Origin of the sequence: Curtobacterium sp. MMLR14_002, from assembly GCF_001864975.1 — a bacterium.
Classification (GTDB): Bacteria; Actinomycetota; Actinomycetes; order Actinomycetales; family Microbacteriaceae; genus Curtobacterium; species Curtobacterium flaccumfaciens.
This window is the reverse complement of the sequence record NZ_MJGT01000116.1, coordinates 44,678-60,481: the sequence shown is the minus strand read 5'-3', so window position 1 is coordinate 60,481 and position 15,804 is coordinate 44,678. Positions and strand designations below refer to the sequence as shown.

Here is a 15,804-nt window from a genome sequence, read left to right as displayed (position 1 = left end):
GGTCGACAGCCGTACGCTGACGTCGTGGTTGCGCGGACGGACGGTCGACTGGTCGTGGCGGTGGACGCCTTCCTCGGGCACGCCCGGCACGCGAGGGGCCTCAGCGAGCAGACCCTGCGCGCGTACGCCAACGACCTCGAGCAGCTCGTGGCGTTCGCGGACACCCGAGGGGTCGACCGCGTCGCCGACGTCGAGCTCGAGCTCCTGCGTGACTGGCTGTGGGACGCCGACCACCGGGGGCTCGCCCGGTCGACGATCGCTCGGCGGTCTTCGTCCGTGCGGGCGTTCACGCGGTGGGCGAGCGAGACCGGGGTGACGACGACCGACGCGGGGGTCCGGCTCCGTGCACCGAAGGGCGGGGCGCACCTTCCCCGCGTCGTGTCGGCCGATCAGGTGCGCGTCCTGCTCGACGGGCTCGGTGCCCGGGCGGCGACGGACGACCCGACGGCGCTGCGGGACCTGGCCCTCGTCGAGCTCCTGTACGCGGCGGCGATCCGGGTCAGCGAACTCGTCGGGATCGACGTGACCGACGTCGATCGCGGACGCCTGACCGTGCGGGTCCTCGGCAAGGGCGGGAAGGAACGCGTGGTGCCGTTCGGGGTGCCGGCACGGGACGCACTCGAGGCGTGGCTCGAGCGCGGACGGCCCGCCCTCGTCGCACGGTCGGAGGGACCGGCAGGCACGGCGCTGTTCCTCGGCGACCGTGGCGCCCGACTCGGCGTCCGCAGTGCCTACCGCGTGGTGGCGCGGTTGCTCGGTGACCTGCCGGGCGAGGGCCCGAGCGGGCCGCACACCTTCCGGCACACCGCGGCGACGCACCTGCTCGACGGGGGAGCGGACCTGCGCGCGGTGCAGGAACTCCTCGGTCACGCCAGCCTCGGCACGACGCAGATCTACACGCACGTGTCGTCGGCGCGGCTGCGCGAGGTCTACCGGACAGCGCACCCGCGCGCCTGACGGCTGGCCGACGTGCGTCCCGGTCGGTGCCCGGTCAGTTTCCGGTCAGTTTCGGTCGGCCTCCGGGGGGCTTCGCTCATCCGGGCCAGGCCGACTCGGGCAGGAGGACCGGCCACTCGGCTGGTGGCAGGTACGCCATCGGGTCGACGTAGCGACCGTCGACGCGAGCACCGAGGTGCAGGCACGGCGCCGACGCCGGACAGTGCCCGACCGAGACGCGCCCGACCGCCGCGCCCTGCACGACCTCGTCGCCGGCGGCGACCAGGGGCGTCACCGAGTCGAGCGTGCTGACCAGTCCGTCGCCGTGGTCGATCGTCACGACGGTGCGGCCACCGACCGCGCCGGCGAACGCCACGGTGCCGTCGTCCACCGCCAAGGCGGTGCTGCCGAGGGCGGCCGGGACGTCGAGGCCCCGGTGGCCGGCGGCGTAGTCCGAGGACGGCGCTTCCCAGGCGCGCTCGACCACCCGCGATCCGGTGGGCCAGACCCAGCGAGCCTCGACCCGGCCCGAATCGGTGGCAGTGCCCACCGACGCCCCGGAGCCCACCGACACCCCGGAGCCCACCGACACCTCGGAGCCCACCGACGCCCCGGCTCCGAACACCGCCGTCCCGCCCAGCACCGTCCCGCTTAGCACGGTCCCGCTCAGCACCGCCGCGCACACCACGGACAGCAGGACGGGACGTGCGTTCGATCGCATGTCCCCAGCCTGGGCGGTGGAACCCGGCCCCGGGGCGGGCGTGGGCGATCCGTGGAGGGGGAGTCGCGCCTCCAGGCTTGGGGAGGAACGTGCCGAGGACGGAAACGACAGAACCGACGTCGTACGACGGCGACAGTGTCGTTCCGCGTCGGCGCGCAAGCCCCGCGCCGTCCCGATCATGCCCCGGTTATGACCAGATCCCGAGCGAGGAGTACAGTCGGGGCCGCTCCGGAACACGCAACGCCGCTCGGACGGCGAACCAGCCGACCGCCGGGGCACCGTGCTGCACAACTGCACGGCGGCAGAACCCAGGAGCATCGTGTCCACCACGACCACCGGGCACGGCGAAGACCGTGCGTTCAAGGGGAAGGTCACCCTGTTCGCCATCGCGGCGGCGGTCGGTGGCTTCCTGTTCGGCTTCGACTCGTCCGTCATCAACGGCGCCGTCGACGCGATCAAGGGCGAGTTCAACCTCTCCGACGCGGCCAGCGGCTTCGCGGTCGCATCGGCCCTGATCGGTTGCGCGTTCGGCGCCTACTTCGCCGGCCGCCTCGCCGACCGTTACGGCCGCACCCGGATCATGTTCTGGGCCGCCGTGCTGTTCTTCGTCTCGTCGATCGGTTCGGCGTTCGCGTTCGCGACGTGGGACCTCGTGATCTGGCGTCTCGTCGGCGGTCTCGGCATCGGTACCGCTTCGGTCATCGCGCCGGCGTACATCTCCGAGGTCTCCCCGAAGGCGATCCGCGGGCGGCTGGCCTCGTTCCAGCAGCTGGCGATCACGCTCGGTATCTTCGCCGCGCTCCTGTCCGACCAGCTGTTCGCCGTCACCGCGGGCAGCGCCTCGGCCGAGGTCTGGGGCCTGGCCGCCTGGCGCTGGATGTTCCTGGTCGGGGTGATCCCCTCGGTCGTCTACGGCGTCCTGGCGATCACGCTGCCGGAGTCCCCGCGCTACCTGCTCACCAAGGGCCGTGCTGACGATGCGCGCGTCGTGATGGGCAAGATCGTCCCGCGCGACACCGTGAACACGAGCCTGGAGGAGATCCAGGACGGCATCGAGAAGGAAGCCAACGAGAAGAAGGGGTCCATCCGGGGCAACCGCTTCGGGCTCCAGCCGATCGTCTGGGTGGGCATCATCCTGGCCGTGCTGCAGCAGTTCGTCGGCATCAACGTGATCTTCTACTACTCGACGACGCTCTGGCAGGCCGTCGGCTTCAAGGAGGAGGACTCGTTCCTCATCTCCACGATCACCTCGGTGGTCAACGTCGCCGTGACCTTCATCGCGATCTTCCTGGTCGACAAGGTCGGCCGCAAGCCGCTGCTCGTCGCCGGTTCGGCGGGCATGTTCGTCTCGCTCACCATGGTCGCCATCGCGTTCTCGCAGGCGACGATCGTCGACGGCAGCCCGAGCCTCCCCGGCTCGTGGGGCGTCATCGCGCTGATCTTCGCGAACCTCTTCGTGGTGTCCTTCGGCGCCACGTGGGGTCCGCTCATGTGGGTCCTGCTCGGCGAGATGTTCCCGAACCGCATCCGCGCCACGGCGCTCGGCATCGGCTCGGCCGCCAACTGGATCGCGAACTTCATCGTGACGATCTCGTTCCCGGTGCTGTCCGGCTTCAACCTGACGGTCACCTACGGCATCTACGCGCTGTTCGCGCTGCTGTCGCTGTTCTTCGTCATCGCCAAGATCCCGGAGACCAAGGGCCGCTCGCTCGAGGAGATGGGCATCTCCGCCGACGGCGACACGGTGGACGCCAAGGCCTGATCGGCCGGTCGCGTACCGCGTCCGTTCCGCACGGATCGCCGGACAGGAGGCCCGGATCACGTCAGCCGCGAGGCGCGCGTGATCCGGGCCTCCCTTCTGTTAGCATCTATCCAGCAGCGTGCTGATGCGCGCTGACTTCGCGTGTCCACCAAGCCCTCACGGGCTCGGTACCCGACCACCGGTCCCGCTCTCACGAGCGGGCGGTCGCGTGCCAGGACACCAGGGACCACGACCGACGGTCGTGATCGACACAACCGCAACAGGTCCGCAGCGACGTGCGAGAGCACGGCTGCGCGCCGAGAACACAGAAGGAGGACGGCACATGGCCGTCGTCACCATCCGCCAGCTGCTCGACAGCGGCGTCCACTTCGGACACCAGACCCGTCGGTGGAACCCGAAGGTGAAGCGCTTCATCCTCGCCGAGCGCTCGGGCATCCACATCATCGACCTGCAGCAGTCGCTGGCCTTCATCGACCGCGCGTACGACTTCGTCAAGGAGACGGTCGCGCACGGTGGCACGATCCTCTTCGTGGGCACCAAGAAGCAGGCCCAGGGCTCCATCGCCGAGCAGGCGACCCGCGTCGGCCAGCCGTACGTCAACCAGCGTTGGCTCGGCGGTCTGCTCACGAACTTCCAGACGGTCTCCAAGCGCCTCGCGCGCATGAAGGAGCTCGAGGAGATCGACTTCGACGACACGACGAAGGGCTTCACCAAGAAGGAGCTCCTCATCAAGAAGCGCGAGCTGGACAAGCTCCACAAGACCCTCGGTGGTATCCGCAACCTCACGCGGACCCCGAGCGCGCTCTGGATCGTCGACACCAAGAAGGAGCACCTCGCCGTCGACGAGGCGCAGAAGCTCGGTATCCCGATCATCGGCATCCTCGACACCAACTGCGACCCCGACGAGATCACGTACCCGATCCCGGGCAACGACGACGCGATCCGCTCCGTCGGCCTCCTGACCCGCATCGTCGCCGACGCCGCGGCCGAGGGCCTGAAGACCCGCCACAACGGTGGCGACGAGGACGAGGCCAGCGAGCCCCTCGCCGAGTGGGAGCAGGAGCTCCTCGGTGGCGAGACCGCCGCCACGACCGAGGCGCCCGCCGCCCCGGTCGAAGAGAACGACGCTGACGCGCAGGTCGCCGCGAAGGAGATCGGCGAGCCGATCGCCGACGAGGCGAAGAACGCGGAGCCGACGGCCGAGGCCGAGGCAGCCGCGGAGACCACCCCCGCCGAGTGAGTCGCCGGGGCGCCGGACCCCACCGGGTCCGGCGCCCCGACTGCACTCCACTCTCCACACACGTACAGTCCAGAAAGGACTCCAGTCAATGGCAAACTTCACCGCTGCTGACGTGAAGAAGCTCCGCGAGGACCTCGGCGCCGGCATGATGGACGCGAAGAACGCGCTCGTCGAGGCCGACGGCGACTACGACAAGGCCGTCGAGCTGCTCCGCATCAAGGGTGCCAAGGCCGTCGCCAAGCGCGACGACCGTGCCACCTCCGAGGGTGTCGTCGTCGCGACCTCCGAGAACGGCGCCGCCACGGTTGTCGAGCTCGCAAGCGAGACCGACTTCGTCGCGAAGAACGAGAAGTTCACGACCCTCGCCGACAAGGTGCTGGGCGCGGTCGCCGCTGCCGGTGCCGCCGACGTCGCTGCCGCCAACGCCGCACCGCTGGACGGCAAGACCGTCCTCGAGGTCGTCAACGAGTCGGCTGCCGCGCTGGGCGAGAAGCTCGAGGTCCGCACGGTCCGCCGTGTCGAGGGCTCGGCCTTCGAGATCTACCTGCACAAGACCAGCCAGGACCTGCCGCCGCAGATCGCCGTCGTCATCGCGTACGAGGGTGACAACGCCGCCGAGGCACGTTCGATCGCCCAGCACGTCGCGTTCGCGAACCCGACGTACCTGACCCGCGACGAGGTCCCGGCCGAGGCCATCGAGAAGGAGCGTGCGACCGTCGAGGCGATCACGCGCGAAGAGGGCAAGCCCGAGGCTGCGCTCCCGAAGATCGTCGAGGGCCGGGTGAACGCCTACATCAAGCAGGTGTCGCTCCTCGACCAGGACTACGCGAAGGACAACAAGATCTCCGTCGCGAAGGCCGCCGAGAACGCCGGCATCACGATCCAGGGCTTCGCCCGCGTCAAGGTCGGCGCGTAACGAACCCGTGACGGGGTCAGGAACCAACCAGGTTCCTGGCCCCGTTTTTCGCGCGCGCCGGCACGACACGCGCGCGACACATCCGCGAGTACATTTCCACGAGACCACGACGAAGGGTGCGGACCAGATGACCGACGAGAAGACCGGACGACGCCGCGTTCTGCTGAAGCTGTCGGGAGAGGCGTTCGGCGCCGGCTCCCTCGGGGTGAACCCCGACGTGATCGGCACCATCGCCAAGGAGATCGCCGTCGCCGCGCGCGAGGTCGAGATCGCGATCGTCGTCGGCGGGGGCAACTTCTTCCGCGGAGCCGAGCTCTCGCAGCGCGGCATGGACCGCGGGCGAGCCGACTACATGGGCATGCTCGGCACGGTGATGAACGCACTCGCGCTGCAGGACTTCCTCGAGCAGGCGGGCGCTGCGACCCGCGTGCAGTCCGCGATCGCGATGACCCAGGTCGCGGAGCCGTACATCCCGCGGCGCGCCGAGCGGCACCTCGAGAAGGGCCGGGTCGTCATCTTCGGCGCCGGTGCCGGACTGCCGTACTTCTCCACCGACACGGTGGCGGCGCAGCGTGCGCTCGAGATCAAGGCGGACGAGGTCCTCGTCGCCAAGAACGGCGTCGACGGCGTGTACACCGCCGACCCGAAGAAGGACGCCACCGCCGAGAAGCTGCACCACGTGACCTACCAGGACGCGCTGCTCAAGGGCCTCAAGGTCGTCGACGCCACCGCGTTCTCGCTCTGCATGGACAACGGCATGCCGATGCACGTCTTCGGCATGGAGGGCGACGGCAACGTCCAGGCCGCGATCCGTGGCGAGCGCATCGGCACCGTCGTCAGCAACTGACCCCCGGCGCTGACTAGACTCGACGCCAGTACCGAAGGAGTAACACCGTGATCAGTGATGTCCTGACCGAAGCCACCGAGAAGATGGCGAAGGCTGTCGAGGTCGCCAAGGACGACTTCTCGACCGTCCGCACCGGCCGCATCAACGCGGCGCTCTTCCAGAAGATCCCGGTCGAGTACTACGGCACGCCGACGCCGCTCGCGCAGCTCGCGTCGCTGCAGACGCCCGAGGCCCGCACGCTCATCGTGACGCCGTACGACAAGACGGCGCTCAAGGAGATCGAGCGCGCGATCGCGACCTTCCCGAACCTCGGTGCCAGCCCGACGAACGACGGCGACATCGTGCGCGTGACGATCCCGGAGCTCACAAAGGACCGCCGCAAGGAGTTCGTCAAGCTCGTGCGGACGAAGGGCGAAGACCACAAGGTCGTCGTCCGGAACATCCGCCGCAAGGCCAAGGACGACCTCGATGCACTCAAGGGTGAGATCTCCGACGACGAGATCTCGCGCGGCGACAAGGACCTCGAGGCCCTGACGAAGAAGCACGTCGACCAGATCGACGAGTCGCTGAAGAAGAAGGAAGCCGAACTCCTCGAGGTCTGATGCGTCGCTCCGACCAGGGCGATGACCGCCCCACAGCAGAGCACGGGCCCGCGTCGAGCGGGCCCGTGAAGAAGGGGCTCCGTCAGGACTTCGATGCGCGCGCACGAGCGGCGCGCACCGATTTCGAGGCGCAGCTCCGCCAGCGCAAGGCCGACTTCGGCGCGCGCAACGAAGCGCTGACCGCGCGGACCGGGCGCAACCTGCCGGCGGCGATCGGCATCGCGCTCGCGTTCGCGGTCGTGATGCTCGGCACGCTGCTCCTCTGGCCGCCGTCCTTCATGGTCGTCGCGGCGTTCCTGCTGGGCGTCGGCGTCTACGAACTCACGAGCGCGATGCGGTTCGCCGGCCGCGACGTCCCGCGGATCCCGAGCGTCGCCGTCGCGATCGCGATCGTGCCGGCGGCGTTCCTGCTCGGCCAGGTCGCGGCGCTGTTCACCCTGCTCGGCGGCATCGTCCTGATCAGTGTCTGGCGACTGCTCGAGGTCGCCGTCGCGCGGCAGAAGCCCCCGGCCGGCAACGTCGCCCGAGACCTCACGAACGGCTTGTTCGTGCAGGCCTACATCTCGTTGCTCGGCGCATGCGTGGTGCTGCTCTCCGCTCAGCCGGACGGCAACCTCTGGGTGATCGGGTTCATCCTCGTCGTCGTGGCGGTCGACACCGGCGCGTACGCCACCGGGCTGAACCTCGGCAAGCACCCGATGGCTCCCCGCATCAGCCCCAAGAAGACGTGGGAGGGCTTCGCCGGGTCCGTGGCGGCGAGCATCATCGTCGGCATCCTGGTGGCCGTGTTCATGCTCGGGCTGCCCTGGTGGACCGGTGTCCTGCTCGGTGTGCTCATCTCCGGTTCGGCCACGCTCGGCGACCTGACCGAGTCGATGATCAAGCGCGACCTCGGCATCAAGGACATCTCGTCGTTCCTGCCCGGACACGGCGGCCTGCTCGACCGCATCGACAGCATCCTGCCGTCCGCCGCCGTCGCCTACGTGCTGTACCTGATCGTCAACCACTGACCGCTGTCGGGCCGGGCTGAACGCCGCACTCAGCGCGTCCAGGTTGTGCCACGGTCGGGGACTGGCAGAATGACGCCGTGGCCACCACCTTCCCGACCGCAGCCCGTTCCGCCCTCGGTTACGACGTCGACGAAGTCGAGCGTTTCCTCGAGGACGCCCGGCGCGCGTACTCCGCCGACGACAGCGCCCCCGGCATCGAGGCCGCGAAGATCCGCGCCACGGCGTTCTCGATGCGCAAGGGCGGCTACTCCACGTCGCACGTCGACGCCGCACTCGAGCGACTCGAGGACGCCTTCGCGGCCCGCGAGCGTGAGCGGGAGATGAGCGAGGTCGGCAAGAAGGCCTGGTACGCCGAGGCGCGGACGAAGGCCTCCGACGTCGTGGCGCGGCTCGAGCGGCCCGACGGGCAGCGGTTCAGCCGGGTCAGCGTGCTCGGCACCGGCTACCACCCGAAGGACGTCGACGCGTTCGCCGCCCGACTCGCCGGGTACTTCCGCGAGGGCAAGCCGCTCAGCCTCACCGAGGTCCGCTCGATCGTCTTCCGCCCGAAGCACGGCGGGTACCGCGAGGCGCAGGTCGACGCCCTGCTCGACGCCGTCGTCGAAGTGATGCTCGCTGTCCGGTGACGACGCGCTGTCCCCAGGTGCTTCGCTTTCCGTGATCGTTCCGTTACCCTGGTCCTACTCATGGGCAGGCACACGGCAGACTCAAGCTCCGACCGCGATACCCGCGAGCACCTCAGCCTCCAGGCTTCCGGTGAGCGCCGCGCGGCAATGCAGCGAACCCGCACGACGGAGACGTCGGCGTTCGGGGTGACCCCTCAGGCGGCGCCCGCGACGACGGGTCCGGTCGCGACGCCGAAGTCGGTGGCGGCGAACCGCGTCTCCGACGAGCGTGTGGCGTCCTTCGCCCACGATGCTCTGGTCGACGCCGACCAGCGTCCCGCGAAGCAGCGCACCGCGACGGTGCAGCGCCGTGCGACGCCGAAGCTCGTCAAGCCCACCGCGTCCTCGGTGAACGCCGTCGCCCGCAAGCGCGCGATCGCCCCGATGATGTCCTTCGTCGGCGTGTTCCTGTTCGTCGGCGGCTCGCTGTTCAACCCGCTGCAGGCCGACGTGGCACAGGCCGCCGTCGACACCCCGGTGCTCGTGAAGACGCCGCCGGCGCCGCAGCAGTACACCGCGCACGGCACCTACGCCGTGGCCGCTGTCGACCGTGACGGCTACGACGTCACCGTCCCGGCCCCGAAGGTCGTCAAGCCCGTCGTCGAAGAGGACGAAGCCGACGCCGACGCCGAGACCACCGACGACAGCGCGGACGCCGCGGCCACCGAGAACCAGCCGGTCTCGGCCGCCAACACGCTCGCCGCGACCGCTGCGACGCCCGACCCGGGCAGCGCGCAGGCGATCGCCCTGCAGCAGGTCACGGCTCGTGGCTGGGGCACCGACCAGTACAACTGCCTGGTCTCGCTGTGGAACAAGGAGTCCGGCTGGCGGGTGAACGCCTACAACCCCAGCGGTGCGTACGGCATCCCGCAGGCCCTCCCCGGCAGCAAGATGGCCACGGCTGGCGCCGACTGGCAGACCAACCCGGCGACGCAGATCACCTGGGGTCTCAACTACATCGCCGGCGTCTACGGCACCCCCTGCGGTGCCTGGGGACACAGCCAGGCCAACAACTGGTACTGATCGGCTGCTCGGGTGCCGCGCAGCAACCGACCGCGGCGTCCCCGTGGTCGCGACGTCGAGCCTGACGAGGAGACCACCCTCGACCGGCTGATTAGCTCGTGGAAGCGCACCGAGGTCCGTCACGGTCGCGAGTACCAGGTGCAGCCGATCTCGGCCGCGTCGGCGCAGAAGGAGTACATCTGCCCGGGGTGCGGCGGAAGCGTCCTGCCCGGCACCGCCCACGTGGTGGTCTGGCGTGCGGACGGCGTGCTCGGCGATGCTGCCGACCTTGCGTCGCGCCGGCACTGGCACAACCACTGCTGGAGCATCGCATGACCGAGCACGACGTGCCGCACGACACCGAGATCCGGTCCGCCACCGTGCTGCCGGCCCGTCGCACCGATGTCGAGCTCGTCACGGACGACCACCTGACGCTCGTCGGTGAACTCGCCGAGCCGGCCGACACCCCGGCTCGCGGGACCATCGTCACGCTCCACCCCCTGCCGACCGCGCACGGGTTCATGGACTCGCACGTCCTCAAGAAGGCCGCGGCACGGTTGCCCGCCCTCGCCGACATCGCGGTGCTGCGGTTCAACTTCCGGTCCGTCACGTCCCCGCGCGGGACGTCCGAGGGCGTCTTCGGCGATGGTGTGTCCGAGGGCTTCGACCTGCGCGCCGCCGTCGCCGAGGTCGTCGACCGCGGCCTGCCGACCCCGTGGCTGGTGGGGTGGTCCTTCGGCACCGAGGTGATCCTCAAGCACGCGCTCGAACACGTCGAGGCTGGCACGGTCGCCGGTGTCGTCCTGCTGTCCCCACCGCTGCACCGCACCTCGGACGAGGAACTCGCCCGTTGGGCTGCCGTCGGGGTCCCGGTCGTGGCGCTCGTCCCCGAGCACGACGACTTCCTGCAGCCCGAGGCCGCGGCGGCACGGTTCGCGCTCGCCCCGAACGTCCGGGTCGTGCCCGTCGACGGTGCGAAGCACCTGTGGGTGGGGGAGCGGTACGTGCGGATCGTCCTCGACGCGATCGCCGACCTCGTCGTGCCGGGCAGCGCCCCGCTGCCGACCCACTGGCCCGTCTGAGCACGTCCGCACGACGCCCTGCGGCCCGCCACCTGCACCAGGTGGGACGGCCTGGAGGCGCGGGTCGCGCCTCCAGGCCGTGGACCGTCAGCGGTCGGTTGCGTCCACGTCGTCGGCAGCGTCCGCAGCGGACGCCGCGGCGGGTGCCGTGCCGAGCAGGCCCGTGGCGTTCGTGAGGACCCCGCGGAGGTTCTCCAGGTAGCCCGCGACGGCTTCGCGTTCGGTGCGGATCGCCGCCAGGCGGTCCTCGGCCTCGGCGATGACGCCGGCGGTGCGCTCCTCGGCGTCGGCGACCATCCGGTGCACCCGGTCCTGCGCGTCGGCGACGATGGTGCGGGCGTGCTCCTGGGCCTCGGCCGTGCTGGTGCGCTCGAGGTCGTCGGCCTCCTGCTGCAGGCGTTCGGCGCGTTCGCGGGCCTCGGTCGCGCGGCGCGTGGCCTCGGCGAGCTGCAGGTTGGCCTCGTCCAGGTACTTCTGCGTCTCGGTGACCGTCTCGTGGTGCTTCCGCAGGTAGTCCTGCTCGGCGTCGTCGCGGCGGGAGGCGAGTTCCGACTCGAGCGTCGTGCGGGCCTCGTCGCGCTCCCGGGCGATCTCGGCACGGACCTCGTCGCGCTCCTTGACCAGGGCGGCGCGCGCGGTGTCGATCTCCTGCCGCAGGGCGGTGCGCTCGGCCTCGAGCACCCCGAGCTCGGCGGTGCGGCGGTCGGCGATCTCGGTGTCGACCTCGGCGTGCTCGCGCTCGCGTCGAGCGGCGATGGCGTTCTCGTGCTCCCGGACGGCACGCTCGGCTGCCGCGTCGGCCTCGGCGCGCTCCTGCGCGATCCGGGCGTCGTGCTCCTCGAGCTCCCGGGCGATCCGGTCGGCGGTCTCCTGCACCAGGCGCGCGTTCTCGACGCGGGTCTGCTCCTCGTCGACGCGGAGCTGCGCCTGGGCCGCCTCGATCTCCTGTTCGAGTGCGGTGCGGGCTGCGGCGAGTTCACGGTCCCACTGGGCGCGGGCCGCGGCGAGTTCCTCGTCGAGCTCGCGGCGGCGGTCGGCGACCTCGGTGTCGAGCTCTGCGCGGCGGCGGGTGACCTCGGACTCGAGTTCGGCGCGACCGGTCTCGAGTGCCAGCGCGTGTGCCTGCTGCTCCTCGTCACGCTCACGGTGCCAGGCGGCACGGCCCTCGGTGACCTCGCGCTCCAGGGCCTCTCGCCGGGTCGTCTCCTCGCGGTCGAGGTCCTCGGTGCGGCGGGCGTGGTCGGCCTCGAAGACCGAGCGGCGGTGCTCGGTCTCGCGGTCGAGCTCGGCGGCAGCGGTGCGGGCGTCGGCGGACTCGCGCTGGGCGATCTCGCGCAGCTCGGCGACCTCGTGCTCGACCTGGGCGCGCAGTGCGTTCGTCTCGCGGATGGCGACGGAACGGACCTCGGCGGCCTCGGTCACGGCGGCTCCGCGGATCGCGGCGGCTTCGTTGCGGGCGTCCTGCGTGAGCAGACCGGCCTCGGCCCGGGCACGTTCGACGGTGTCGGCTGCCTCGGCGCGGGCGCGGGTCAGTTCGTTGGTGGCGCGGGTGCGGGCGTCCTCGAGGGTGTCGCGCGCTTCCTCCTGGGCCTCGCGGACGGTGCGCTCGGCTTCGGAACGGCTCGAGGCACGGAGGCGCTGGGCGTCGATGTCCGCCTGGCTGATGAGGCGGGTCGACTGCTCCTCGGCCACACGCAGGGTGGACTCGAGGCGGGTGCCCAGTCCGCTGTACGTGGGGGTGCCGGCTTCGTCGAGCTCGCCCTGCAGTTCGGAGACCCGGGCCTGCAGGAGACGGATCTCCTTCGCGGCGTCGGCGCGGTCGTTGTTCGACTTGATGAGCTCGCGGCGCAGGTCGTTCAGCGAACGCTCCACCTCGTCGCGGCGGTACCCCCGCAGCTCGGTCCCGAACTCGGCCTCGTCGTTCGCCACGTGTCGCTCCTGGGTGCTCGGCGGAGGGCCCGGATCGGCCCGCGGTCGATTGTAGTGGCGGCCGGAGCGGGTCGTCTGAGTCCGGCGACAGCGCGGATTGATGCGCTGTCCAGCGTTGCTCGCTATCCTGAGTCGCTGATTCGCGCGCCGACATCCCCACCCCGGCGCGGTAGGGAGAGAGTTCGTGCGATTCGTCCTGGCGATCGTCAGTTTCGTCATCGGTCTGCTGCTCGTGGCGCTGGCGGTGGGACAGCGGACCGTGTTCGCGCCGCCGTCCTCGCTCGTGGCCGAGAGCTCGACGACCAGTTCCGCCCCGGTGACCGTGATCCCGGGGACGACGCTCAACGCCAACCCCGGCTACCAGCGCATCAACGTGTCCGGCTCCGGCAAGGTCTTCGCGGCCTACGGCAAGACCGCCGACGTCGACGCCTGGATCGGTGACGCCGAGCACACCACGCTCCGTTTCGACGCCGAGAAGGGCTCGCTGGTCGGGTCGACCTCGGGCAGCGAGACCAGCGTCCCGTCGCCGAAGGGCAGCGACCTCTGGTACCAGGAGTACGACGGTGCCGGGCAGTTCACCGTCCGCCTGCCGCAGGACGTCTCGGTCCTCGTCGTGAGCGACGGCAAGGCCGCAGCACCGAGCGACGTGTCCGTCACCTGGCCGCAGGACACCGCGACGCCGGCGGTCGGTCCGCTGCTCGTGGCCGGCGGCGTGTTCGTCCTCGGAGGTCTCGTGTTGCTCGTCCTCGCCTTCCTGCACCAGCGCCGTGGCCGCGGTCCCCGCCGTCGCAGTGGTGGCAGCCGCCCGCCGCGGGTGCGTGCGTCCCGTCGAGCCGCCGCCGCCGGAGCGCAGGTGCCGCGCCGCGGTCGTCGCGGCACGCGCGCGCTCATCGGCGTCCCGGTGCTGCTCGTCGGCGCCCTGACCCTGGCCGGCTGTTCCTCGGACTACTGGCCGCAGGGCGGCGACCCCTCGCTCGCCACGCCGACCCCGACGGCCACCGCCACGGGGGCTGCGGAGACCACCGAGCCGACGGCTGCGACCAAGCAGCAGATCACCCGCATCGTGCAGCGCACCGCCGCCGTCGCCAAGCAGGCCGACGGGGCGCGCGACCGTGACCTGGTCCGGACCCGGTTCTCCGGAGCGGCGCTCGACCTCCGCCTGGCGAACTACTCGATCCGCGGCAAGGACTCGGACGTCAAGGCACCGCCGACGATCTCTGCCGCACAGGTGTGCGTCGCGCTGCCGCAGCAGACCGACACCTGGCCCCGAACGGTCTTCACGATCGTCGCCGAGGACTGTGACGCGAAGTCGGCACCGCAGGCCCTGACCCTGGTGCAGGACACCGCCCGCGATCCCTACAAGGTGGCGTACGACGTCTCGCTCGAAGCGGACGCGAAGATCCCGAGCCTCGCCCCGACCACGATCGGTGCCGCACTGCTCGCGCCGGAGTCGAAGCTCCTGACGATCCAGCCCGACCAGCTCGCGACCGCCTACGGCGACATCCTGTCGAAGGACACCGCCAGCGAGTACGCCGACCTGTTCGCGACCGAGGGCGATGCGCTCCGCACCACCATCGGCAAGGCGTACAAGGACAAGAAGGCCAAGGCCCTGCCGGACACGGCGAAGATCGAGTACTCGTCCGAGGTGCCCGCGGACTCCGCCGTCGCGATCGCGACCGACGACGCCGGCGCCCTGGTCTCCGCGGACCTGGACGAGATCGAGAAGGTGACCCCGACCGCGTCGGGCGCCGAGGTGAACACCGAGGGTGCCGTCAAGGCACTGTCCGGCGTGGACACGAGCAAGAAGGGCATCAGCGCGACCTACAGCGTCCAGCTGCTCTTCTACGTGCCGCCGGTCGCCTCGGATGGCAAAGTGGTCCTGCTCGGGTTCACACAGGGCCTGACCGCAGCGAGTGAGGTGCAATGAGCAACATCCCCCCGACCCCGTCCGGGCTCCGCGGAGCCGTGGACCTGTCGTCCCTCGTCGACCGCGCACAGCGGCCGCCCCAGCCGTCCGGTGCTCCGGCGCCGGCGGGTTCCGCCGGCGGAGCCGTTCCCGGCACCGAGGCTGGCGCCATGAACGGTGCCGACCTGACCGTCCCGTCGCTCGTGATCGACGTCACCGACGCGACCTTCCAGGACGTCCTGGAACTGTCGAACGTCGTCCCGGTCATCGTGGACATCTGGGCCGAGTGGTGCGGGCCGTGCAAGCAGCTCTCGCCGATCCTCGAGCAGCTCACCGCGGAGTACGACGGCCGCGTGGTGCTCGCCAAGGTGGACGCCGACACGAACCCCCAGCTCGTGCAGGCGTTCCAGGCGCAGTCGATCCCGACCGTCGCAGCCGTGATCGGCGGACGCCCGCTCGGGCTCTTCGTCGGGGCACTGCCCGAGGCGCAGGTCCGCGACGTCTACGAGCAGGTGCTCCAGGCCGCCGAGCAGAACGGCGTGGCCGGTCGCGTGACCGTCGACGGCGCTGCGACCGAGGTCGACGCTGAGCAGGGCGAGCCGGAGCCAGAGCCACTCCCGCCGCACCACCAGGCCGCGTACGACGCGATCGAGCAGGGCGACTACGCCACCGCGATCGAGGAGTACAAGACCGCGATCCTGCAGGACCCGCACGACCAGATGGCCGTGGCCGGGCTCGCACAGGTGTCGCTGCTCGACCGGCTGAACGGCCGGACGGCCGACGAGATCCGTGCGGCCGCTGCCGCCGGCCCGCAGGACGTCCAGGCTCAGCTCGCGGTCGCCGACCTCGACATCTCCGGCGGGCACGTCGACGACGCCTTCGGACGTCTCCTGGACCTGGTGCCGACGGTGTTCGGCGACGACCGTGAGGCCCTGCGCGTCCGGCTCGTCGAGTACTTCGAGCTCATCGGCAGCGAGGACCCGCGCGTCGTCGCAGCGCGTCGCCGCCTGGCGAACGCCCTGTACTAGACCCGCGGGGTCCGTACGGCGAAGAAGACGCCGTCGTCACACCGAGACGCCGCCGAATCCGGCGGCGTCTCGGCGTCTCGGGGGCGTCTCGAGGACACGACGGCGTCTCGAGCGCAACCGCCCGGCCCGCAACGAGACAGACGGGAGGCCCGGTGCCA

General features: G+C 70.8%; 15 protein-coding genes. 13 read left to right on the top strand and 2 right to left on the bottom strand.

What is annotated here, in order from left to right; genetic code table 11:
- The first annotated feature begins 24 nt into the window (after positions 1-24).
- Complete coding sequence (locus BIU91_RS16890) at positions 25-957, top strand: tyrosine recombinase XerC (RefSeq protein ID WP_084741415.1); 933 nt, start codon at positions 25-27, stop codon at positions 955-957.
- Positions 958-1,033: 76 nt separating this feature from the next.
- Here BIU91_RS16890 and BIU91_RS19060 read toward each other — a convergent pair whose 3' ends face one another.
- Positions 1,034-1,657 carry a M23 family metallopeptidase gene (locus tag BIU91_RS19060; protein WP_084769868.1) on the bottom strand — a complete coding sequence of 208 codons (624 nt, stop codon included), beginning with the start codon at positions 1,655-1,657 and terminating at the stop codon, positions 1,034-1,036.
- A gap of 319 nt (positions 1,658-1,976) precedes the next feature.
- Here BIU91_RS19060 and BIU91_RS16880 point away from each other — a divergent pair, with 319 nt between their 5' ends.
- The 10 genes from BIU91_RS16880 (at position 1,977) to BIU91_RS16835 (ending at position 10,783) form a co-directional block, all read left to right on the top strand.
- Positions 1,977-3,419, top strand: coding sequence for a sugar porter family MFS transporter (locus BIU91_RS16880; protein WP_051596806.1), 1,443 nt, complete (start codon positions 1,977-1,979; stop codon positions 3,417-3,419).
- A gap of 322 nt (positions 3,420-3,741) precedes the next feature.
- Positions 3,742-4,659, top strand: a complete 918-nt coding sequence (gene rpsB / locus BIU91_RS16875) for a 30S ribosomal protein S2 (RefSeq protein ID WP_027465874.1) — start codon at positions 3,742-3,744, stop codon at positions 4,657-4,659.
- An 88-nt stretch (positions 4,660-4,747) separates the two neighbouring features.
- Positions 4,748-5,575, top strand: coding sequence for a translation elongation factor Ts (gene tsf / locus BIU91_RS16870; RefSeq protein ID WP_027465873.1), 828 nt, complete (start codon positions 4,748-4,750; stop codon positions 5,573-5,575).
- A 127-nt stretch (positions 5,576-5,702) separates the two neighbouring features.
- Positions 5,703-6,422 (top strand): UMP kinase, encoded by a 720-nt coding sequence (gene pyrH / locus BIU91_RS16865; RefSeq protein ID WP_071406376.1) that lies wholly within the window; start codon positions 5,703-5,705, stop codon positions 6,420-6,422.
- Positions 6,423-6,469: 47 nt separating this feature from the next.
- Positions 6,470-7,024, top strand: a complete 555-nt coding sequence (gene frr, locus BIU91_RS16860; protein ID WP_027465871.1) for a ribosome recycling factor — start codon at positions 6,470-6,472, stop codon at positions 7,022-7,024.
- 65 nt (positions 7,025-7,089) lie between these two features.
- Positions 7,090-8,034: a phosphatidate cytidylyltransferase gene (locus BIU91_RS16855; protein ID WP_071406451.1), complete on the top strand. Its 945-nt coding sequence runs from the start codon at positions 7,090-7,092 to the stop codon at positions 8,032-8,034.
- A 77-nt stretch (positions 8,035-8,111) separates the two neighbouring features.
- Complete coding sequence (locus BIU91_RS16850) at positions 8,112-8,660, top strand: DivIVA domain-containing protein (protein ID WP_071406375.1); 549 nt, start codon at positions 8,112-8,114, stop codon at positions 8,658-8,660.
- 186 nt (positions 8,661-8,846) lie between these two features.
- Entirely contained in the window at positions 8,847-9,722 is an 876-nt protein-coding gene (locus BIU91_RS19405) for a lytic transglycosylase domain-containing protein (protein WP_253183793.1), read from the top strand.
- Between the two features lie 12 nt (positions 9,723-9,734).
- A complete protein-coding gene (locus BIU91_RS16840) occupies positions 9,735-10,037 on the top strand; it encodes a hypothetical protein (RefSeq protein ID WP_071406374.1) in 303 nt (100 codons plus the stop codon).
- Positions 10,034-10,783, top strand: a complete 750-nt coding sequence (locus tag BIU91_RS16835) for an alpha/beta family hydrolase (RefSeq protein ID WP_071406373.1) — start codon at positions 10,034-10,036, stop codon at positions 10,781-10,783. The genes BIU91_RS16840 and BIU91_RS16835 overlap by 4 nt, the downstream gene beginning before the upstream one ends.
- An 87-nt stretch (positions 10,784-10,870) precedes the next feature.
- Here the strand turns inward: BIU91_RS16835 and BIU91_RS16830 are convergent, their stop codons facing one another.
- Positions 10,871-12,712, bottom strand: a complete 1,842-nt coding sequence (locus BIU91_RS16830; protein WP_071406372.1) for a hypothetical protein — start codon at positions 12,710-12,712, stop codon at positions 10,871-10,873.
- Positions 12,713-12,896: 184 nt separating this feature from the next.
- Here BIU91_RS16830 and BIU91_RS16825 point away from each other — a divergent pair, with 184 nt between their 5' ends.
- Together BIU91_RS16825 and BIU91_RS16820 are read left to right on the top strand one after the other, a co-directional pair.
- A complete protein-coding gene (locus BIU91_RS16825; RefSeq protein ID WP_071406371.1) occupies positions 12,897-14,639 on the top strand; it encodes a hypothetical protein in 1,743 nt (580 codons plus the stop codon).
- Positions 14,636-15,646 carry a tetratricopeptide repeat protein gene (locus tag BIU91_RS16820; RefSeq protein WP_071406370.1) on the top strand — a complete coding sequence of 337 codons (1,011 nt, stop codon included), beginning with the start codon at positions 14,636-14,638 and terminating at the stop codon, positions 15,644-15,646. Before BIU91_RS16825 ends, BIU91_RS16820 begins: the two co-directional genes overlap by 4 nt.
- Positions 15,647-15,804 lie beyond the last annotated feature (158 nt).